The sequence below is a fragment of the Actinomycetota bacterium genome, from assembly GCA_030650795.1.
In the GTDB taxonomy this organism is placed as follows: Bacteria; Actinomycetota; Actinomycetes; order S36-B12; family S36-B12; genus UBA11398.
The window spans coordinates 46363-67723 of sequence record JAUSDJ010000028.1; the positions used below are offsets into that span (position 1 = coordinate 46363).

Annotated in this window: 18 protein-coding genes and 1 tRNA gene; 7 read left to right on the plus strand and 12 right to left on the minus strand. The window is 60.3% G+C overall.

The window, feature by feature from the left end; all coding sequences use genetic code 11:
- Nucleotides 1-28 precede the first annotated feature (28 nt).
- The 4 genes from Q7L55_09250 (at nucleotide 29) to Q7L55_09265 (ending at nucleotide 6191) form a co-directional block, all read left to right on the plus strand.
- Nucleotides 29-2104, plus strand: a complete 2076-nt coding sequence (locus Q7L55_09250; GenBank protein ID MDO8732738.1) for a hydantoinase/oxoprolinase family protein — start codon at nucleotides 29-31, stop codon at nucleotides 2102-2104.
- A gap of 20 nt (nucleotides 2105-2124) precedes the next feature.
- Nucleotides 2125-3897, plus strand: a complete 1773-nt coding sequence (locus Q7L55_09255) for a hydantoinase B/oxoprolinase family protein (protein MDO8732739.1) — start codon at nucleotides 2125-2127, stop codon at nucleotides 3895-3897.
- 143 nt (nucleotides 3898-4040) lie between these two features.
- Nucleotides 4041-5021, plus strand: a complete 981-nt coding sequence (locus Q7L55_09260) for a tripartite tricarboxylate transporter substrate binding protein (protein ID MDO8732740.1) — start codon at nucleotides 4041-4043, stop codon at nucleotides 5019-5021.
- Nucleotides 5022-5048: 27 nt separating this feature from the next.
- Nucleotides 5049-6191 (plus strand): serine hydrolase domain-containing protein, encoded by a 1143-nt coding sequence (locus Q7L55_09265; protein ID MDO8732741.1) that lies wholly within the window; start codon nucleotides 5049-5051, stop codon nucleotides 6189-6191.
- A 122-nt stretch (nucleotides 6192-6313) separates the two neighbouring features.
- Here Q7L55_09265 and Q7L55_09270 read toward each other — a convergent pair whose 3' ends face one another.
- The 10 genes from Q7L55_09270 to Q7L55_09315 all read right to left on the minus strand — a co-directional run bounded on the left by Q7L55_09270 (nucleotide 6314) and on the right by Q7L55_09315 (nucleotide 15319).
- Nucleotides 6314-7030: an SDR family NAD(P)-dependent oxidoreductase gene (locus tag Q7L55_09270; GenBank protein ID MDO8732742.1), complete on the minus strand. Its 717-nt coding sequence runs from the start codon at nucleotides 7028-7030 to the stop codon at nucleotides 6314-6316.
- 1 nt (nucleotide 7031) lies between these two features.
- On the minus strand, nucleotides 7032-7925 hold the full coding sequence (gene phhA / locus Q7L55_09275; GenBank protein ID MDO8732743.1) for a phenylalanine 4-monooxygenase: 894 nt from the start codon (nucleotides 7923-7925) through the stop codon (nucleotides 7032-7034).
- Between the two features lie 16 nt (nucleotides 7926-7941).
- The gene (gene hppD / locus Q7L55_09280) at nucleotides 7942-9021 is read right to left on the minus strand and encodes a 4-hydroxyphenylpyruvate dioxygenase (GenBank protein ID MDO8732744.1); all 1080 of its coding nucleotides are present in this window, start codon (nucleotides 9019-9021) and stop codon (nucleotides 7942-7944) included.
- Between the two features lie 299 nt (nucleotides 9022-9320).
- Nucleotides 9321-9394: transfer RNA gene (locus tag Q7L55_09285), tRNA-Gly, on the minus strand.
- A 91-nt stretch (nucleotides 9395-9485) separates the two neighbouring features.
- Entirely contained in the window at nucleotides 9486-10583 is a 1098-nt protein-coding gene (locus Q7L55_09290; GenBank protein ID MDO8732745.1) for an adenosine deaminase, read from the minus strand.
- Nucleotides 10584-10585: 2 nt separating this feature from the next.
- The gene (locus tag Q7L55_09295; GenBank protein ID MDO8732746.1) at nucleotides 10586-11527 is read right to left on the minus strand and encodes a nucleoside hydrolase; all 942 of its coding nucleotides are present in this window, start codon (nucleotides 11525-11527) and stop codon (nucleotides 10586-10588) included.
- Nucleotides 11528-12562 (minus strand): ABC transporter ATP-binding protein, encoded by a 1035-nt coding sequence (locus Q7L55_09300; protein ID MDO8732747.1) that lies wholly within the window; start codon nucleotides 12560-12562, stop codon nucleotides 11528-11530. It lies immediately after the preceding gene.
- Between the two features lie 31 nt (nucleotides 12563-12593).
- Nucleotides 12594-13367: an ABC transporter permease gene (locus tag Q7L55_09305; GenBank protein MDO8732748.1), complete on the minus strand. Its 774-nt coding sequence runs from the start codon at nucleotides 13365-13367 to the stop codon at nucleotides 12594-12596.
- Nucleotides 13368-13392: 25 nt separating this feature from the next.
- A complete protein-coding gene (locus Q7L55_09310) occupies nucleotides 13393-14217 on the minus strand; it encodes an ABC transporter permease (GenBank protein MDO8732749.1) in 825 nt (274 codons plus the stop codon).
- Between the two features lie 22 nt (nucleotides 14218-14239).
- Nucleotides 14240-15319 (minus strand): ABC transporter substrate-binding protein, encoded by a 1080-nt coding sequence (locus tag Q7L55_09315; protein MDO8732750.1) that lies wholly within the window; start codon nucleotides 15317-15319, stop codon nucleotides 14240-14242.
- Nucleotides 15320-15409: 90 nt separating this feature from the next.
- On the opposite strand from Q7L55_09315, the gene Q7L55_09320 reads away from it, so the two are divergent.
- Nucleotides 15410-16348, plus strand: a complete 939-nt coding sequence (locus Q7L55_09320) for a LysR family transcriptional regulator (protein ID MDO8732751.1) — start codon at nucleotides 15410-15412, stop codon at nucleotides 16346-16348.
- 29 nt (nucleotides 16349-16377) lie between these two features.
- Here the strand turns inward: Q7L55_09320 and Q7L55_09325 are convergent, their stop codons facing one another.
- Both Q7L55_09325 and Q7L55_09330 read right to left on the minus strand, forming a co-directional pair.
- Complete coding sequence (locus tag Q7L55_09325; protein MDO8732752.1) at nucleotides 16378-17856, minus strand: NAD-dependent succinate-semialdehyde dehydrogenase; 1479 nt, start codon at nucleotides 17854-17856, stop codon at nucleotides 16378-16380.
- Between the two features lie 140 nt (nucleotides 17857-17996).
- Nucleotides 17997-18902, minus strand: coding sequence for a LysR substrate-binding domain-containing protein (locus tag Q7L55_09330; GenBank protein ID MDO8732753.1), 906 nt, complete (start codon nucleotides 18900-18902; stop codon nucleotides 17997-17999).
- A gap of 269 nt (nucleotides 18903-19171) precedes the next feature.
- Between Q7L55_09330 and Q7L55_09335 the strand changes: the two genes are divergently transcribed.
- Nucleotides 19172-20368: an acyl-CoA dehydrogenase gene (locus Q7L55_09335; protein MDO8732754.1), complete on the plus strand. Its 1197-nt coding sequence runs from the start codon at nucleotides 19172-19174 to the stop codon at nucleotides 20366-20368.
- Between the two features lies 1 nt (nucleotide 20369).
- Nucleotides 20370-21361: CaiB/BaiF CoA-transferase family protein (locus Q7L55_09340; GenBank protein ID MDO8732755.1), on the plus strand; the 992-nt coding region annotated here is incomplete at its 3' end.

Below are 21361 nucleotides of genomic sequence, written 5' to 3' on the forward strand. Positions count from 1 at the left end.
GAGCAATCAGCAGTAAAAGGAATAAGCAATGCGTCTTGCAGTTGACACGGGCGGAACTTTCACCGATCTCATCATTGAGGACGATGCGGCTGAATTGCATATGTTCAAGGCATCAACCACACCCAGTGACCCGATACGCGGGGTGATTGACGCATTAACAGTGGCCAGCAATAAGTTTGGCATCACGCTACGCGAACTGCTGGGCCGAAGCAGTGTGTTCATCTACGGTACCACACATGCGCTGAATGCCGTGGTCACGGGAAACACGGCACGCACCGCATTTCTAACCACGGCCGGTCATCCCGATGTGCTGACTCTGCGCGAAGGCGGGCGTGGGGATGCGTTCAATTTCACAGTCGCATCTCCTGATCCATATATTCCCCGCTCGCTCACCTGGGAAGTCGGTGGTCGTATCCTGGCTGATGGATGCGAACTGGTGCCGCTCGATGAGCAAGGCTTGCTACGTACCATCGACGCTATGCGGTCTCGAAAAGTGGAGGCGGTAGCAGTCAGCCTGCTCTGGTCCATCGTTAATCCTGCACACGAATTGAGAATTGGCGAACTGCTGACTGAGCACCTGCCCGGGGTTCCGTTCACTTTGTCGCATCGGTTGAATCCGGCGTTGCGCGAATACCGCCGTGCATCATCGGCTTGCATAGACGCTTCGCTTAAGCCGATGATGACTGCGTATATGGAAACCTTGTCACAGCGAATCGCCGATGCTGGTTTTGCCGGTCGTACCTTGGTTGTGACTTCGCAAGGCGGGGTCATGGATGCCAGGGAGGCTGCGGCTGCACCCATCTATCTGGTGAACTCCGGGCCTTCGATGGCACCGGTATCTGGACGGTATTTTGCTGAAGTCGATGAGCAAACCGATACAGCTATTATTGCCGATACCGGCGGCACGACGTATGACGTCAGCCTGGTCCGGCGCGGCGCGATTCCGTGGACGAGGGAGTCCTGGATCGGCCAGCCCTACATCGGGCATATGACCGGCTTCGCCTCGGTGGACGTGACGAGCGTGGGCGCCGGCGGTGGGTCTATCGCCTGGGTGGACGGTGGCGGCATGCTGCGTGTCGGACCGCAAAGCGCCGGCTCGCAGCCGGGTCCGGCATGCTACGGCAGGGGTGGCCTGCAGCCTACCGTGACCGACGCCTCGGTGGTACTGGGGCATCTGGATCCGGAATTTTTTCTTGGCGGGACCATGAAGCTGGACTTCGCTGCAGCCCAGATCGCTATCGAACAATACGTAGCCGTTCCCCTCTCATTGTCGGTGGAGGATGCTGCTTTGGCCATCATCCAGCTGGCAACCGAAAACATGGTCCAGGCCATCCTGGATATTTCTGTCAATCAGGGGATTGATCCGAGCAGCGCAATTCTGATTGGTGGCGGGGGAGCTGCAGGTTTGAACTCAGTCCTTATTGCCCGTCGTCTGCAATCGCCGAGCTTGCTTATTCCCCAGGTAGGCGCAGCACTCTCGGCTGCTGGTGCAGTAATTTCCGATTTGTCGATGCGTTTTCAGACCATGCTGTACACCCGTAGCGGTGACTTTCAATACGACGCGGTGAACGAGAAACTGGCAGAACTGGAGCAGCGCTGCCTGGCTTTTGTAGAAAGTCAGGGCAGCAGTTCAAGTCACCACAGTATTGAGTTCTGGGCCGAGGCGCGTTATGCCGAGCAAGTTTGGGAAATCAATGTGGCGCTCCCTAAAAAACGTATCGAAGGGGTCAGGGATCTGGCGGCCATGATCGAGGCATTTCACCTTACCCACGAAGAGTTGTTCGCGATCCGTGACGAGAATTCCGAGATGGAAGTGATTGGCTGGGGGGCAAGCGTTGCTTGCCGCGTTCGAGACGCTGCACACGGCTTGCAATTAAAAGACAACGCCATCCTCGCAGCGCCTCCGGCATCACGCAATGCCTATTTCAGCGGGCACGGTTATGTCGACGCTGCGGTCCATCGTTTTGAATCCCTTGCGGTGGGCAGACAAATACCGGGACCGGCACTCATTGAGTCGGCATTCACCACTGTGGTCATCAACCCAGGGGCAGTCGCACAAAGACGGGTTTCCGGCAGCCTCTCAATTGTGCCTGGCACAGATTGAATTCTTAAAGGAAGTGGGACATGTCAAGTTCATCGGATTCATCAAAAAACACTGACGGTGTCAGGCTTGCGTTGCTATCTAACCGCTTTAACGGCATCGCCCGAAAGATGTCGAACACCTTGTTGCGCTCATCGCGCTCAGGCGTCATCAATATGGCGCGAGACTTTTCATGCTGCATTGTTACGCGCGACAACGCATTGCTGGCAACGGCAGAAAGCTTGCCGATCCATGTGCTTTCAGGACCCGATTTAATGGCTGCCGCCATGCAGAAGTTTCATCCTGAGCTCAAGCCAGGCGATGCCTTCCTGCATAACTCCCCCTATCACGGCTGCTCGCATCCGGCCGATCACACCATTCTGGTGCCGGTCATGGACAAGGACGGCATCCACCGCTACACCGTCCTGGCCAAGGCGCATCAGGCGGATTGCGGCAATTCGCAGCCGACCACCTACATGGGGATGGCCAGGGATGTGTACGAGGAAGGCGCGCTCATCTTCCCGGCGGTGAAGGTTCAGCAGGACTACAAGGATATCAACGACATCATTCGCATGTGCCAGATGCGCATACGCGTTCCGGAGCAGTGGTACGGCGATTATCTGGCAATGGTTGGCGCTGCACGCATTGGCGAGCGCGAACTGCTGGCACTTGGCGAAGAACTTGGCTGGGACAACCTGCAGGCTTACGAACAGGAGTATTTCGATTACAGCGAACAGCGGATGATTGCAGCCATCCGGAACATACCTTCGGGGATGGCCACAAAAACCAGCATTCATGATTCGCTGCCGAATATGCAGGAGCCAGGGATTCCTATCCGGGTGGACGTTACCATACTCGCAGAAGACAGCATGATCGAGATTGACCTGCGCCATAACCCGGACTGCTTGCCGCTAGGGCTCAACCTCTCCGAGTCCTGCGCCCGCACTTCAGCCATGATTGGCGTGTTCAACAGCATTGACCATAGCGTGCCAAAGAATGCAGGCAGCTTTCGCCGGCTGGTCATTCATTTGAGGGAAAACTGCATCGCGGGCATCCCCGTTCACCCTACATCGTGCTCGGCAGCCACCACCAATATTGCAGATCGCGTGGGCAATGCCGTTCAGAGTGCCATCGCCGGGATTGCAGAGGGTATTGGCCTGGCTGAATGCGGAGGCGTCATTCCGGCCGGAGGCGGTGTGGTTTCCGGTATTAATCCGGTCACTGGCAAGCCCTTTGTAAATCAGGTAATCATTGGCGTATCAGGCGGTGCCGGCGCACCCACGGCGGATGCCTGGCAACTGATCGGCCATGTCGGCAATGCCGGAAAAATGTTCATCGACAGCATCGAGCTTGATGAGTTGCGGCAGCCCATTTACATCCATCAGCGCCGTTTCCTTCGGGATACTGAAGGCGCCGGAAAGCATGTCGGCGCATCGAGTCTTTACGCAGAGTTTGGTCCTGTTAGCGGAGCGACCATCAACGTTGCCTATGGCTGCGATGGATTCACGAATGGTGCAAAAGGAGTCCGTGGAGGATGGTCCGGCGCGACAGCATCCCAGGGCATGCGCCGTGCTGACGGACAGATCGAATCCTTGCCGGCATGGGGTCAGGTGACCCTGAATGAGGCGGAGCGTGTTTTCTCGGCATCTTGCGGTGGTGGTGGGTACGGCCTGCCACAAACGCGTGATGCGGCGAAAGTAGCCAGCGACGTGGCGGAAGGCTGGATCAGTCCTGAACGGGCGCGTACGGTCTACCGTGTTTCGCTGCATGAAGATGGAACACTGGACATGGAACAGACCCTTCTGCTGCGCGGATAACCACATATTTACGTTTGACCAGCAAGATGCGGAAAGATCACTCGTTTTCGATACAACACAACAGGATCAACTGCGGATCGCTTAGCTCCTGACTTTCAATATTCTGATTCACGCTGTTTAAAAACCAAACCGGAGAATTTCAAATGATCCTCTTTCGCCGTATGTTCATTGTTTCCCTTGGCTTGCTGGCACTGACCGGTCCGATGCAAACCGCCTCAGCACAAACCTGGCCGTCACGACCGGTGCGAATCATCGTCCCCTTTGGTGCGGGAGGTACAACCGATATTTTTGCGCGACTCGTGGCACTTCATCTACAAACAGCCCTGTCCCAGCCGGTGACTGTTGACAACAAGCCCGGCGGTAACTTTGCCATTGGCACAGAGGCTGCGGCCAAATCACCAGCGGATGGTTACACCCTTGTGATGATTACAAGTTCCCATGCCTTGATTGAGGCGCTTGGGGTCAATCGACAGAAGTACCAGTTGATGCGTGATCTTGTTCCCGTAGCGGCGTTAAGCAGCGCCCAGAGCGTGTTGGTGGTTCATCCGTCGATCCCAGTCAAGTCAGTGAAGGAATTGATTTCACTGGTCAAGTCAAAACCGAACACGTTGAACTACGGCTCCACTGGCAATGGCAGCATGCTGCATGTGGAGGCCAAGTTGTTCGAATCGATGACCGGCACCGAGATGAGCCATATTCCCTACAAGGTGGGCAGCAACGCGCGCGTTGACCTGTTGACCGGCCGGCTACAACTCATGTTCGATACGGTGGATGGTGCTGCGCCTTATGTGCGTAGCGGGAAACTGCGTGCCCTGGGAACAACGGGCCTCAATCGTTCTGTCGCATTGCCCGAGGTACCGACCATTGCCGAGTCCGGCGTACCGGGCTACGAAGCCCAGGCCGTGATCGGCATCATGGTGCCCACCGGCACACCCCGCCAAGTGGTCGACCTGCTCAACTCCGAGATCAACAAGATCATCACACGTCCGGAAGTGCGCGAAGCATGGGCGAAAGTGGACAGCCAGGTTATGCCGATGACTCCCGAGGAATTCGGTAAGACGCTGAATGCCGAGATTGTCAAGTGGTCCGGCGTTGTCAAAAGCGCCAATGTAACAATGGACTAAATTATGTACCTCCAGGGATAGGCAGAAATGACTGATAAATTGAACAACATACCTGTTGATGGCTATTGCGACCCTGTATTTTCAGCCGTGAGGAATGCTCTCGAATGCAATATGGCGGCTGGCGACGAAGTGGGCTGCGCAGTTTGTGTGATGGTTGATGGCGAGACGGTGGTGGATCTCTGGGCGGGCTATCGCGATAAGGAACGCAAGGATCCCTGGAGACGGGACACCGTCACCGACATGAAATCGGTCGGAAAATCGATTTTTGCGCTGAGCGTGTTGCGTCTGGTCAGCCAGGGGCGGATGCAACTCGATGCAGCTGTCGCCAGCTACTGGCCTGAGTTTGCACAAGCCGGCAAGGACAAAATCAGTGTTCGCATGCTTTTGGGCCACCTTGCCGGATTGCCATACCCTGATGCGGCACCCTTGGGATCACTCTACGAGCCTGGGGTGGTTGCCGCAGCGCTTGCTGCGCAAAAGCCTGAATGGGAGCCCGGAACACAACCCTGTTATCACTCGTTTTCATTTCCACCCTTGTGCTCCGAACTTGTTCGTCAGGTGACGGGGCAGAGTGTTCAAACCTATCATCGGGATCAGATCGCCACGCCTCTCGGGGCCGAATACTGGCTAGGCTTGGAGGACCATCAGCATGTCTTGTGTGCGCAGTACATAGAAACGCCGGGTACACCCAGCCTTGAGGGAATGAAACGCAACGCAGCCTCACCGCTGTATCGTGCCTGGCGTCCGTTGCCGCGTGACGAGGATTACAACTCCACCTTCTGGCGCCGCTATGCAGGCCACGGCAATGCGCGTGGAATGGCCCGTATTTACGCTGCGCTTGCTTGTGGTGGTTCTCTGAACGGTCATGAGGTGCTGGCGCCAGAAGTCCTGGCCGAGGCAACTCGCGGCGGATGGGAGGCCATGGATTTCATGACAAAACGGCCATTCAGCATGGGACTTGGATTTATGCTCGCGGGTCCGGCATTCAAGATCGGTCGCGGCAAGCGTAACTTCGGTCATCCAGGAATGGGCGGCGCCATTGCCTTTGCGGACCCCGACCGGCGCATGAGCTTCAGCTATTCGCCCAACCGGATGGCTTCCATCGCTGACACCGGCCCTTGGGCAACTGCATTGATTGATGCAACCTATACCTCGCTGGCGTCAAGTTAATTTAACGCCGACTCTGAGCGATCACGGCAAGGGCCTTGCGGTCCTGCGCCACTCAACTCAACTCAACTCAACTCAACTCAACTCAACTCAACTCAACTCAACTCAACTCAACTCAACTCAACTCAACTCAAACCCGTCACCGGCAAGCTGATACCGTGAACGGCTTGTGCCGCGTCCGAGGCAAGAAAGCTGATCACACTGGCCAGATCCCTGGGTGCAACCCAGCGCTTGGGATCGGCATCCGGCATGGCGGCGCGGTTCTCGGGGGTGTCAATGATGGTTGGCAGCACGCAATTGACGTTGATGTGTTGCTCGCGCAATTCGGCGGCCATCGCTTCGGTCAGGCGGATGACGCTGCTCTTGGCGGCGCAGTAGGCCCCCATCTGTGCCATGCCCCGTTGCGCGGCAAAGGCCCCGACATTGACGATCTTGCCGCCGCCGCTTTGCAGCATGTGCGGCACCACGGCGCGAACCATGTTCAGCAGCGTGCGGGTGTTGATATCCTGCAGGAAGTCCCAGGTGCTGTCCGCTGTCTCGTGCACCGCCTCGCCCATGCGAAAGCCACCGGCCAGGTTGCACAGCACATCAATGCGGCCAAAGCGCTCGATCGCAGCTTGCACGGCGTCCTGGACCTGCTCCTGCTCCAGCAGGTTGGCGGGAGCAAACAGGCGCTGCCCGTTCTCTGTGCCATAGCTCTGTTCGAGGCTCTCGCGTCGCAGGTCGACCAGCACCAGATTGGCGCCGTCTGCCGCGAAAGCATTGACCACGGCGCGGCCCAGATTGCCGGCTGCGCCGGTTACCAGGACAGTTCGTATGACCGTTTGGTTGCTGGTTCTCATGTTATTTTCTCCCGCGCTTGTCAGCATGATAGCGACCTGTGCCGCGGGCAATCAGCACGTCGTCGGAGAGGAGCTGGCCCGGCTCGTAGTCCGGCTTGCCCTGAATCCGATTGTAGATCGGGGCGAAGTCGATCCTGGCCAGGTCAAGCAGCTCATTGAGATCGTTGAGGACGAAGTAGGTTTCCTGAAAGTCGTCGATGCGGTAGTTGGTTTGCATGACGCGTTCGAGCTTGAACATGACGCGATTGGGTGATGGGTCGTCAAGGGCAAAAACACTTTCCGTATAGGACGACGCAATTCCTGCGCCGTAGATGCGCAAGCCATCCTTCTGTTTCACGAGGCCGAACTCGACGGTGTACCAGTAAACGCGGGCCAATTTATCCAGTACGCCCAGCTTTTGAGCGCGCAATCCACCGACGCCGTAGGCCTGGATGTAATCGGCGATGGCCGGGTTCATCAGCATCGGGACATGACCGAAGACATCGTGAAAGACATCAGGTTCCTCAAGATAATCGAGTTCATGCGGTTTGCGAATGAAGTGTCCGGCGGGAAAGCGCCGATGGGCGAGGTGTTCGAAAAACACCTCGTCCGGCACCAGCCCCGGCACCGCGACGACTTGCCAGCCGGTGCGTTTCATCAGGACATCGCTTAAGCGCCGGAAGTCCGGAATCTCGTCTGCGCCGATCGGCAGGTCACGCATCCCCTGCACAAACTCGTCGCAGGCGCGTCCTGGCAGCAGCTTGGTCTGGCGTTCGAAAAGCGTCTTCCAGGTGGTGTGCTCTTGCGCACTGTAGTTGTCCCAGCCTTGGTCGATGGTCCAGTCTGGCCGTTCGGGTGGGCTGGCATCGCCCGCTGCAAGGCCATGCTTCACGATCTCGTTCAATGGACGTTCCATGATGACTTCCCCGCCGTCAAGCCTTCACGTCGAGCACGCCGCGGCGCACCTGGTCGCGCTCCAGCGACTCGAACAACGCCTTGAAATTGCCTTCGCCAAAGCCCTCGTCGCCCTTGCGCTGGATGAATTCGAAGAACACCGGGCCGAGTTGCGGCTGCGAGAAAATCTGCAGCAACAGGCGCGGCGTGCCACCTTCCGTGCTGCCATCGAGCAAAATGCCGCGCGTCTGCAATTCAGCCACCGGCTGACCGTGGCCGGGCAGACGGCCGTCCAGCATCTCGTAGTAGCTCTCGCTTGGTGCCGTCATCAGCGGCACGCCCGCCAGCGCCAGCTTGTCCACCGTCGCCAACAGGTCGTCGCAGATCAGCGCAATGTGCTGGATGCCTTCGCCGTTGAACTTCAGCAGGAATTCTTCGATCTGGCCGCCGCCCTGCTTCGATTCCTCGTTCAGCGGAATGCGGATCTTGCCGTCGGGTGCGGTCATGGCGCGCGAGGTCAGCCCGGTGTATTCGCCCTGGATGTCGAAATAGCGGATTTTACGGAAATTGAACAGCCGCTCGTAGAACGCGCCCCAGAAGGCCATGCGGCCACGGTAGACATTGTGGGTCAGGTGGTCGATGAGTTTGAGGCCATGGCCCAGCGGGTGACGATCCACACCATCGATGAAGTCAAAGTCAATGTCGTAGATCGATTTGCCCTCCTCAAAACGGTCGATCAAATACAGCGGTGCACCGCCAATGCCTTTGATGGCGGGTAAATTCAGCTCCATCGGGCCAGGATGCAGTTCAATCGGCTGCGCACCTAACTCGATGGCACGTCTATAAGCATGGTGCGAGTCTTTGACACGAAACGCCATGCCGCAGGCGCAGGGGCCGTGTTCGGCGGCAAAGTAGCCGGCGACGCTTTTGGGTTCGCGGTTGATGATGAAGTTGATGTCACCCTGGCGGTACAGCACCACATCTTTGGAGCGGTGCCTGGCCACCAGGGTGAAGCCCATGCGCTCAAAAATGGGCTCCAGCAGGCCTGCAGTAGGTGAGGCGAACTCCACGAATTCAAAGCCCATCAGGCCCATCGGGTTGTCGAATAAATCAGCCATGGTGTGTCCTGTAGTGATGTAAGTCGACGCAATTATCCTGAGACTCGCGCGCAGTTTTAATGCAAATTATTGCGCTAAAACTGGTTATTAGCATGATTCAAGCGCAATTCCCTGGGGTACTTGCACAGCAAACCGGCAATGAGACAGGCGATACCCACGGATCGGATGCAAAGCACCGTTGCCGCCGGGTTAAACGAAGAAAGGGGCCAGGAAGGTGTGAAATTCGTGCCAAATATGGCTATAGCCGGCACGTTTATTGCCTATATAGCTATTAAAATAGTAGCATATGGATGCCGGGGTGGAGCGGGTGAAGGGAATCGAACCCTCGTATCGAGCTTGGGAAGCTAGCGTTCTACCATTGAACTACACCCGCAAAGAAGATAACTGCGGCTATTTTACTTGAGGATGTCGCCCATGCAAAGTTACTTCATCTCCAGATACTCGTCCATGCCATGGCGTGAAACCTAAACCTGGTGCAGGCGCCGCAGATGGTCGAACGCGGCCGTGAAGTCAGTGCGCCAGGCGCGGCGCGTGCTGTCGTCGATCCAGGCGGCCGTCAGGCCGTGCAGCATACAGTCGCGCAGTTCGTCCAGCGAGAAGCCAAAGTCACGGTGCATCATCAGCCAGGCCTGGGTCGGCGTGACATGGTGCAGCGTCGGGTCGTCGGTGTTGGGGTGCAGCGCCAGACCCAGCTGGTGCATCCGGCGAATCGGGTGGTCGAGCGCCCAGCGCTGCGGGGCCAGCGTGCGCAGGTAATACGAATTGGTCGGCACCACGGTGAACACCAGATCCCGCGCCACACATTCGCGTGCAAATTCAGGCGCGTCCACGATGGTGTAGCCATGGTCGATCCGGTCCACATGCAGTTGCTCCACGGCGGTTTTTACATTGGTCCAGGGCATGCCGAATTCGCCGGCATGGGCGGTGGTCCTGAACCCGGCGCGCCGCGCGGCCGCATAGGCCTCGGTAAACAACTCGGGCGGACGGTCCACTTCGCGGTAGTCGATGCCCATGCCCGGCACTTCGTCGCAGCGGTGGGCGCTCATCCACTGCACCATCTCCAGCGCGTCGCGTGGCGAGGCCTCGCGGTCAATCGAGGGCAGCAGCCGACCGATGATGCCGGCATCACGCCGGGCGTCCGCGATAGCGCGTACCATCGCGGTCTGCGCCTGCAGGTAGGACATGCCGGACTCGCGCACCGTGCCGGTCGGGTTCCAGAAAAACTCGGCGTAGCGCACCTGGTGACTGGCCGCGTCCCGCAGGTATTCATAGGTGATGCGGTGCAGGTCGTCAGGCGTTTTAAGCAGATAGGCATCGAGCGAACGCAGCACGCGCAGCACACCCACCGGTTTCTCGCCACGGGTATAGAAGGCGGTGATCTCCTCATCCGTCAAAGGCGCTTTTTCGCGCCGCGCCAGATCGCGGAAAGTCTCTTGCCGCACGGTGCCCAGCAGGTGGCAATGCAGCTCGACCTTCGGGATGGCATGCAAAAATTGCTGCACCGCTGCGGATGGATTGACGTCCGATTCAGCGGCTCTGGGTGATGGGTGGGTGTCCGTCATCATCACCCCTTCCGATGGGCGGCACGGTGCAAGGCATCAAGCACGACCTGGCGCAACCGCGATTCGTCAGCCGTGCTGGCCACCTGCGCATTGGCGACGGCGCGGCGCGGCACACGCCACTCCACCACGGTCATGCCGCGTGTGTGTCGTCCCTCCAGCTCGGCCACCACATGGGCCGGCCGGAACACCATGCCCGCGGGCGTCACCAAGGCCGCTGCCGCCGTAGGGTCATACAGGGCCATCGGTGCGCTGCCATCCGGGCTGGCAATCCGGATGTAACCCAGCAGCAAATCGGCCAGCAGCGCGCCGCGCGCCGTGCCGGTCTCGCGCAGGGCCTGTGCATCGGCGGCATGCACGCGCACCTGGCGGCAGGCATCAAGTCCGACCATCTGCAGTGGCATCCCGCCGTCCAGCATCGTTTGAATAGCCTCGGGGTCCACCGCCGCGTTGAACTCCGCCGCCGCCGTATGGTTGCCCGGCCCGGCGCTGCCGCCCATCCACACCAGCTGGCCCACCCGCGCTGCCAATTCGGGGCGGGTCAGCAGCACGGTGGCCAGGTTGGTCAGGGGGCCGAGGGCCAGCACGGTGACTGGCTGGCTGGCGTGTTCCAGGTAGCGGACGAGCGCCGCCACCGCATCGTCGGACGCCAGCGCCGCGCGTTGAAGCGGCAGGCTGCCCCCGGCCGATTTCATGGCATCCTGTCCCAGGATATTTTGCGCCGTGACCAGTTCCCCGATGAGTGGCCGTTCGCAGCCGCGGTGCAGGGGAAAAGTCCAGTCAAAGAAGGCTGCGGCGCGCAGCGCGTTGTCAAGCACCACGTCCATGGGCGCGTTGCCCGCCACCAGCGACAGGCCGTCGATCACCCAGCCCGGCGTGTGGGCCACGGTCAAGACGGCTGCGAGGTCGTCGAAGCCCATGTCGGTATCGATCCAGACGTGTTGCATTCAGTCTTCCTGCAGGTGGACGGCGTCTTGCAGCGGCAAGTCAAAACGCACGCTGGCCTGGACGGCAAAACGTGGTGCCTGCGGCAGGGTTTGCGCCTTGAGGGGTCCGGCGCTGCATTCAATCAGGTACTCGACCGCCTCGCCCAGGTAAGACACGCCCATCACCCGGCCTTCATGTGGCCCCTGACCCAGCAGCACGCTGCGCGGACGCCAGGCCAGCGCATGGGCCGCTGCGGGCAGCGCCGACCCGGCACCCGACGGCCAGGGCAGGGTGCCGGTCGCACCTTTGAGCCCCTCGCTGTTCACGCGAAACACATTTTCAATCCCCACGAATTGCGCCACAAAGGCCGAGGTCGGGCGCTCATAAATATCAGCCGGCGGGCCCTGCTGCGCAATGCGGCCCGCACGCATCACCACCACGCGGTCGGCCAGCGCCAGTGCCTCGACCTGATCGTGCGTGACGTACATCATGGTCACACCCAGCTCGCGCTGCAGGCGCTGCAACTCACTGCGCATTTCCAGCCGCAGGCGGGCGTCGAGGTTGGACAGCGGTTCGTCCAGCAGCAGCAAGCGCGGCCGCACCACCACCGAGCGCGCCAATGCCACCCGCTGTTGCTGGCCACCCGACAGTTCGCGCGGCAGGCGCCGCTCGAAGCCATTCAACCCCACCATGTCGATGGCTTCCATGGCGCGGCGTTTCATCTCATCGCCGGTCACGTTTCTCAGTCGCAGGCCGAAGGCCACGTTCTCGAACACCGACAAATGCGGAAACAGCGCGTACGACTGGAACACCAGTCCGACCTCGCGCTGGTTGGGTGGCAGCCGCGTGATGTCCTGTCCGTCCAGCAGGATGCGCCCCTGCTGCGGTGTCAGCAGCCCGGCAATGGCGCGCATGGTGGTGGTTTTGCCGCAGCCTGACGGGCCCAGCAGCGCCAGCAATTCACCTTCACGCACCGACAGGTTCAGGCGCTCGACCGCCACTTGCCCGCCGTAGGCCAGCGTGAGGTCTTCAAGGGATAAAAATGACGAAGACACAGCTTTAGACCTCACAGTTTCAGAGAAAACATCAGACATAGCGTGACAACCCCAGCAAACGTTCGGCCAGCAGCACAATGGCCATCGACATCAAGGCCATCAGTGCCGACAGCGCGGCAATCGACGGGTCGTAGACAAACTCCATGGCCGACAGCATGTCGATCGGCAGGGTGGTGATGCCCGGCCCGGTCAGGAACAGCGACACCGGCACCTGGTTGAAGGAGGTCACGAACCCAAGAATGAAGGCCGCCAGGATGCCGTTGCGGATATTGGGCAGCACGATCCGGAAAAACGTGCCCAGGCGGGTGGCCCCCAGCATGACGGCGGCTTCCTCCACATCGGTGCGCAGGTTCTCCAGGCTGGCCGTGACCACGCGCACCGCATACGGCACGATCAGCACGGTATGGGCCAACACCAGCGCGGTGGCGACCGACAGGCCCAGGGGGATGACGGCGTGGCGCAGCAGTGCCAGGCCGACAATGATGCCAGGCACGATCACCGGCGTCAGTACGATGGTGCGGATGATTTCGCGCCCCGGCACCTGGTAACGCGAGAGTCCGTAGGCGGCCGGCACCCCCAGCAGCAGGGCCAGCAGCGTGGAGCCCACCGCCAGTTCCAGCGACAGGACGAAACTGGCGCGAAAGTTCTCCATCGCGAAGACCGCATAAACCCATTTGAGCGACAGGCCCTGCGGTGGAAACGCCAGCGTGTCGCCCGCCGACAGGCCGGCCGCCGCAATCACCAGAAAGGGTCCGAGTAAAAACACAATCACGGCCAGTAGTACGGCCCATCCGGTCACCCGCATCGCATCACTCCTGAAGGCATGTTGATCATCGTGCCCGCGCTTTCGCTGCGCGCTTGAGCAGGGTGTGCGCCGCCACACCCATGGCAATCAGGATGACGGCGATCACACTGGCCGAGACAAAATCGTTGGACACGGACACGCGCTGGTACAACAGGGTTTCCAGCATCAGCACCTTGGAGCCGCCCAGCACGGCGGGCGTGATGTAGGCCGTAATGGCCCCGGTGAACACCAGCGTGCCGCCGGTCACCAGGCCCTCCCTGGTCAGCGGCAAAATGACCCTGAAAAACACGGGCATCCAGCCGGCGCCCAGCACCCGCGCCGCCGGCACCACATCGGCCGGCAGGTTCTCCAGCGCACTGACCAGCGACAAGACCATCAGCGGCAAAAACAATTGCACCAGGCCGATGAACACGGCGGTCTCGGTGAACAGCAGACGCAGCGGCTCGGCCGAGAGGCCCAGCCCGGTGATCAGTTGATTGGCCATGCCGGTGCGCCCGAGAATCACGATCCAGGCGTAGGTCCGTGCCACCGGCGAGATCATCAGTGGCAGCACGATCAATCCGACAAAACGGCCCTTCCAGGTCGGTCCGGCCTGCACGATGGCCAGCGCCGCCACATAACCCAGCGCTGCGCAGGTCAGTGTGACCAGTGCGCCCAGACGGATGGTGCGCCACACCACTTCGCGGTACAGCGAATCGGCAAAAAATTCGGTGAAGCGACCCAGCCCCCAGCCGTCGGCCGTGGCCACGCTGCCCGACAGCAGAACGGCCACCGGCACCAGAAAAGCCAGCGCGATGAACAGGACGGCGGGCACGGCCAGCGCCATGCCGATACGGCGATTGTCAAACATTGACCGGATCCGCTTAATCCGCTTAGCGTGCCACTTTGGCGTTCCAGCCATCCACCCAGGCCTTGCGGTGCAACAACACCTGTGTCGGCGGAATCAGGTTGAGTGCTTTCACGGTGTCGTTGCCATAGGTGAGCACATCGGCCACTTCGCGCGGCAGTTTCACTTCCTTGTTGGCCGGGCTGTCGACCAGGTCCATGGCGAGCCGGGTTTGCGCCTCGGTGGAGAGCCATTCGTCGATGAAGGCGTAGGCCAGGTCCTTGTTTTTGGAACCTTTGGTCACCACCAGCACGTTGATGCCGCCGGTCACGCCTTCTTTGGGCGTGGCCCAGGCCAGTGGCAGATTGAGCTTCTTGATCAGCGGCCAGTTGAAGCGGCCGGCGACGGCCGCATAAATTTCATCCTGCTGGAACAACTGCACCAGCTGTGCCGAACGCTCATAGAAGGTAACCACGCCGCCCTTCATCTCCGACACCTTGTTGATACCGGTGGCGAAGTTGGGCGTGGTGCCGCCAAAGGCCTTGTCCATCATCAGCAGCATGGTCGGGCCTTGCGTGGTGGTGATGTTGGGCAGCGCAAGTCGCCCTTTTAGTGCGGGTTGGGTCAGGTCGGCCCACGAATTGATCTTGACCTTGTCGCTGCGGTAGATGATGCTGGTCGCAAAGTAGGTGTAACCCACCCCCATGTGGTTGCCAATCGGGTTCTTGGCCACCTCATGCAGCTTGCTGTAGTTCTTGAGCTTGGACACATCAATCGGTTCAATCAGGTCTTTCTGGGCGGCTTCCATGGCTGCGAAGTCGGCCAGCACCGCCACATCCACCTCGGGGTTGCCCTTGCGCGCCTCCAGCTTGGCCAGCCGGTCGGCGCTGTTGCCCACATTCACCACGATCTTGCACTTGCACCTGGCCTCAAACGGTGCATACAAGTCTTTGCGCATCAGATCCTGGCTCACCCCAAATGCGGACACCACCAGGGTGCGCTCCTGCGCCGCCGCCGGCTGCACCGCCAATACCAGTGCCGCAACAGCAAGACCCAAACCAGAACGAATGAATGCAGACATGGCCGACCTTTCGAGTGAATGCTTGAACACCAGCACGCGTCGCATGCTGGCTGTGTGACTTCACTATACATGCGCCATCTCAATTTTTGCTCATAATGACTATGCTTTAATTTGATAAATTCATCAGGTAAATTTATGAGCAAGATCACGCCCAAAAACAGTGCGCCGTTGCGCCAGCCCACGCTGCGCCAGTTGCGGGCTTTCCAGGCGGTGGCACGCCATGCCAGCTTCAGCCGGGCGGCCAGTGAGCTCGCGCTGACCCAACCGGCGCTGTCGGCGGCCATTCGCGAGATGGAAAACCAGCTCGATGTTGTGCTGTTCGAACGCAGCACCCATCATGTCAGCCTGACCGCAGCGGGTCAGGCCTTGCTGCCCGAGGTGGCGTGGCTCATCAACAGCTATACCCATGGCGTGGCGGCCTTGCACCAGGCGCTGGCCGGTCAGGCCAGCCAGTTGCGGATGGCGGCCCTGCCTTCGGCCATGCACCTGTTGGCATCACCGCTGGCTGACTGGCAGCGCCACCACCCGGAAGTGCGACTGAGCATCCGCGACCCGCTGAACGACGACCTGGTGGCTGCGGTGCAGACTGGGGAGGTCGACATCGGGCTGGGCGCCGACTTCGATCTGCCCCCCGGTATGGACACGTTCACCGTGGCAGAAGATGACCTGGTCGCGGTACTGCCGCGCCAGCACCGCCTGGCCCAGCGCGGGCCGCGGGCGGCGCTGCACTGGCGCGAGCTTGCGGGGGAGCGCCTGGCTCTGTTTGCCCGCGGCAGCACCTATGACCTGGCCATGGCAACCTTGCGCCAGCTCGGCATTGCGCTGGATGGGGCGGACCGGCTGCTCTACAGCGAATCGCTTTACAGCCTGGTCCGCAGTGGCCTGGCGGTGGGTGTGATCTCGCGCCTGTACACGCATGGTCTGCCGACCGGCGGGCTGGTCGTGCGAGCGCTCGGGTCACCGGCCATCACGCGACGCATCGTGCTGATGGCGCGTGGGCCGCAGCAGCTGCGCAGCCCCATCGTTGCCGATTGTCTGGCACATCTGGCCCATGCACTGCGGGTGGGAACTTGATGCCCGCAAGGAAAATAGCTTCGGGTGTTTTACTTGAGGATGTCGCCCATGCACAGGTACTTCATCTCCAGATACTCGTCCATGCCATGGCGTGAACCTTCACGCCCGAGGCCGGACTGCTTGACCCCGCCGAACGGCACATGCTCGGTGGCAATCACACCTGCGTTGATGCCCACCATGCCGTACTCCAGCGCCTCGGCCACGCGAAAAATGCGTCCCACATCACGGCTGTAGAAATAGCTGGCCAGGCCGAATTCGGTGTTGTTGGCGGCGTCAATGGCTTCTTGCTCAGTGTGAAAGCGAAACACCGGTGCGAAGGGGCCGAAGGTTTCTTCGCGGGCGCACAGCATGTCAGGTGTCGCATCGCCGATCAGTGTGGGTTCAAAGAATTGACCCGTCAGGCGTTTGCCACCCGCCAGCAGCTTGCCGCCTTTTGCCAGTGCATCTGCCACATGGCGCTCAACCTTGTCTATGGCGGCCGGCTCTATCAACGGCCCTTGCACCACGCCCTCGGCAAAGCCGTTGCCCACTTTGAGGGCTTTGACCTTGGCGGCAAATTTGCTGACAAAGGTGTCATAGACACCATCCTGCACATAAATTCGGTTGGCGCAAACGCAGGTTTGGCCGGCATTGCGGTACTTGCTGGCCATCGCGCCCTCGACGGCAGAGTCCACATCGGCGTCATCAAACACGATAAACGGTGCATTGCCACCCAGCTCCAGCGCCAGTTTTTTCACCGTTGGCGCGCTTTGCGCCATCAAAATGCGGCCCACCTCGGTCGAGCCTGTGAAGCTGATGTGGCTGACGATGGGGCTGGCGCAGAACACCTTGCCAATCGCAATGGAATGGTCACTGTCAGCGGTCAGGATATTGAGCACACCTGCCGGAATGCCCGCCCGCACCGCCAGTTCGGCGGCGGCCAGCGCCGTCAGTGGCGTGAGTTCTGCAGGTTTGACAATCACGGTGCAGCCTGCTGCCAGGGCTGGGGCGACCTTGCGGGTAATCATCGCCAGCGGGAAGTTCCAGGGCGTGATCGCCGCGCACACGCCAATCGGTTGTTTCATCACCAACAGACGGCGGTTGTTGTCAAACTGCGGCAACACCTCGCCATTGACGCGTTTGGCTTCTTCCGCAAACCACTCCACAAAGCTGGCGCCATAAGCGACTTCGCCTTTGGCTTCTGCAAACGGTTTGCCCTGCTCGGCGGTCATGATGCGGCCCAGGTCTTCCTGGTTCGCCATCAGGAGCTGAAACCATTTGAGCAAAATCGCATGGCGTTCTTTGCCGGTCTTGCTGCGCCAGGCGGGCAGGGCAGCCTGTGCAAATGCTATTGCTTTGGTAGCATCAGAGGCAGATAAATTGCTGACTGAGGCCAGGTTTAACCCTGTAGAGGGGTCATTTACGTCAAATCTGGTGGTCCCGGCCACCCACTCGCCATTGATCAAGGCGTCGGTTTTGAGCAGGCTGGGGTCGTTCAAGAGCGAGAGAGGGGATGTTTTCATGTCCATAGCGGTCAGTTAGGTAAATTAGAAAAATCAGAAAAAATCAGAAAGTGGGAGCGATAAAGGCAGAAAGCCAGACACGAGACAAGCTTAGCGGTTTTTTGGGGTTTTTTGTAGTACCGGTGTCAGTTACCCGGACCCAGGACTTACCCCGCCTGTGTCGCGGCCTCCTGCAGCCAGGCCAGAAATGTGGTCATGACGGGGCGCTCCTCCCCGCGTTCTGGTGTCACCAGAAAGTAACCCCGCTTGCCCCGCAGTGGCTGATCGCAGGCCACCACCAGCTCGCCCCGCGCCAGTTCGGCTTCAATCAGCAAGCGCGGCACCAGTGCCAGTCCGAGACCATGGGCGGCTGCGGCTGCCGTCATGGAGAACAGTTCATAGCGGGGCCCGGACAGGGCCAGCGGTGCCGCTACGCCCATGGCATCGAACCACTGCCGCCACGCATCAAAGCGGGTGCTTTGCTGCAGCAAAGGGCGCTGGGCGATGGCTTCGGGTGACAACGAGGTCTCTGTCCCCATCAGTTTCGGGCTGCACACCGGCACCACCTCTTCGGCCAGCAGCCGCATGGAACGGGTGCCCGCCCAGTTGCTCACCTGATCGAGCGTGCCCGCGTACAGAGCCGCATCAAACGGCGTCTCGGCAAACATGAAGGGGCGGGTACGGGTTTCGATATGGACGGTGATGTCCGGGTGCAATACCGCCAGGTCGGACAGACGCGGTATCAGCCAGCGCGTCGCAAAGGTGGGCACAGCCGCCAGATGGACGGTGTTGCCGCGGCCCTGGGCGGACATCACGTCCAGCGTGTCCTGCTCCAGTCCCTGCAGACGCGGCGCTACCTGGCGGGCGTATTCAGTGCCGCGCTCGGTCAGCGCCACGCCATGCCGGGTGCGGCGAAACAGGGCAACGCCGATATAGTCTTCCAGGGTCGTGATCTGGCGCGACACCGCCCCCTGCGTCAGCGCCAGCTCTTGCGCGGCGCGGGTGTAGCTTTCGTGCCTGGCAGCGGACTCAAAGCAGGCCAGGGCTTGTAAAGAAGGTATTTTTCTGCGCATGGTGTGCGTAATATACACAATTTATCATCGGTCGGGTTCTAAAAACGCTATATTAATGATAGCTTATAGGCAAGTAAATTAACCGGCTGATTGCCAAAATAGACATGCTTTAGAAGTTATATGAAAGCTTATCCTTAAATCGATATATAAGAAATACGCATATCTGGATGAATAATCGTCGTTTGCCGTGGTGGCTGGCGTCCGTTAACATGCGCTATCTGCTGCTGATGCAGACCTGAACTTCTTTCCTTTTTATCTGGAGACCCCTCATGGCCCACGCTGCATTCAACTGGCAAGACCCTTTTTTGCTCGACCAGCAACTCACCGCCGACGAACGCATGATTCGCGACGCTGCGGCTGCCTACTGTCAGGACAAGTTACAGCCGCGTGTGACGCAGGCGTTTCGCGACGGCACGACCGACCCCGCCATTTTCCGCGAAATGGGCGAGCTCGGACTGCTGGGCCCCACCATTCCTGAAGCCTACGGCGGCCCGGGCCTCAACTACGTGGCCTATGGCGTGATTGCCCGCGAAGTGGAGCGCGTCGACTCGGGCTACCGCTCCATGATGAGCGTGCAAAGCTCCCTGGTCATGGTGCCTATTTTTGAGTTCGGCACCGAGGCGCAGCGGCAAAAATACCTGCCCAAACTGGCGACCGGCGAGTGGATCGGCTGCTTTGGCCTGACCGAGCCCGACCACGGCTCCGACCCCGGCTCCATGGCCACGCGAGCGCACAAAGTGGCCGGTGGCTACAAGCTCAGCGGCAGCAAGATGTGGATCTCCTACAGCCCGATGGCCGACGTGTTTGTGGTCTGGGCCATAGAGGTGAGCGCGAGCGGCCAGGTCGGCCCGATTCGCGGCTTCGTGCTGGAAAAAGGCATGCAAGGCCTGTCGGCCCCCACCATCCACGGCAAAGTGGGCCTGCGTGCGTCGATCACCGGCGAAATCGTGATGGACGGCGTGTTTTGCCCGGAAGAAAACGCCTTCCCCGAGGTGCAGGGTCTCAAAGGCCCGTTCACCTGCCTGAATTCTGCCCGCTACGGCATCGCCTGGGGTGCCCTGGGCGCGGCCGAAGACTGCTGGGTCCGCGCCCGCCAGTACACCATGGACCGCAAACAGTTTGGCCGCCCTTTGGCTGCCAACCAGTTGATCCAGAAAAAACTGGCCGACATGCAAACCGAGATCGCGCTGGGCCTGCAAGGCTGCCTGCGCCTGGGCCGCATGAAGGACGAGGGCACGGCCTCGGTTGAACTCACCTCCCTGCTCAAACGCAACTCCTGCGGTAAATCACTGGACATCGCCCGTCTGGCGCGCGACATGATGGGCGGCAACGGCATCTCGGACGAGTTCGGCGTGGCGCGGCATCTGGTCAATCTTGAGGTGGTCAACACCTATGAAGGCACGCACGATATCCATGCGCTGATTCTGGGTCGGGCGCAGACAGGCATTGCGGCGTTTTCGAATTGAAATGACTGAATCTTCAAAGCCCCAAGGCGCGCTCTCGCATCTAAAAGTCCTAGACCTGTCCCGCGTCCTGGCCGGCCCCTGGTGTACCCAGATGCTGGCGGACCTGGGCGCCGATGTGGTCAAGGTCGAGCGCCCCGGTGTGGGCGATGATACGCGTCACTGGGGGCCACCGTTCCTGAAAGATGGGCAGGGGCATGACACCGATCAGGCCAGCTATTTCACCGCCTGCAACCGCAACAAACGCTCCATCACGATCGACATGGCGAAGTCTGAAGGGCAGGCGCTGATCCGCCAGATGGCTTTGAGCAGCGACATTCTGGTTGAAAACTTCAAGGTCGGCGGGCTGGCGCATTACGGGCTGGACTATGCCAGCCTGCAAGCCATCAACCCGCGCCTGATCTACTGCTCCGTCACCGGCTTTGGCCAGGACGGGCCCTATGCCGAGCGCGCCGGCTACGATTTGATGATCCAGGCCATGACCGGCATGATGAGCATCACCGGCCGCCCCGATGCGGTGCCCGGTGGCGGCCCCCTGCGCGTGGGCGTGGCACTGACCGATCTGTTCACCGGCGTTTACGCTACGTCAGCCATCCTCGCGGCGCTAGAGGTGCGCAACCGCACCGGCGCAGGACAGCACATCGACATGGCGCTGCTTGACGTCGGCATGGCTATTCTGGCGAATCAGGCCGGGGGGTTTCTGAATTCCGGCGCGGTGCCCCAGCGCCAGGGCAACAGCCACCCCAGCCTGGCACCGTATCAGGACTTTCCCACAGCCGACGGCGCCATGCTGCTGGCGGTTGGCAATGACGGCCAGTTTGCCCGGTTTTGTCAGGCCGTGGAGCGCCCCGATTGGGCCGCTGACCCGCGTTTTGCCACCAACACCCTGCGGGTGAAACACCGCACTGTGCTGATTCCAGCGATGGAAGCCGTCACCCGCACCCGCAGCACGGCGCAGTGGATCGCCCTGCTGGAAGACAAAGCCGTGCCCTGCGG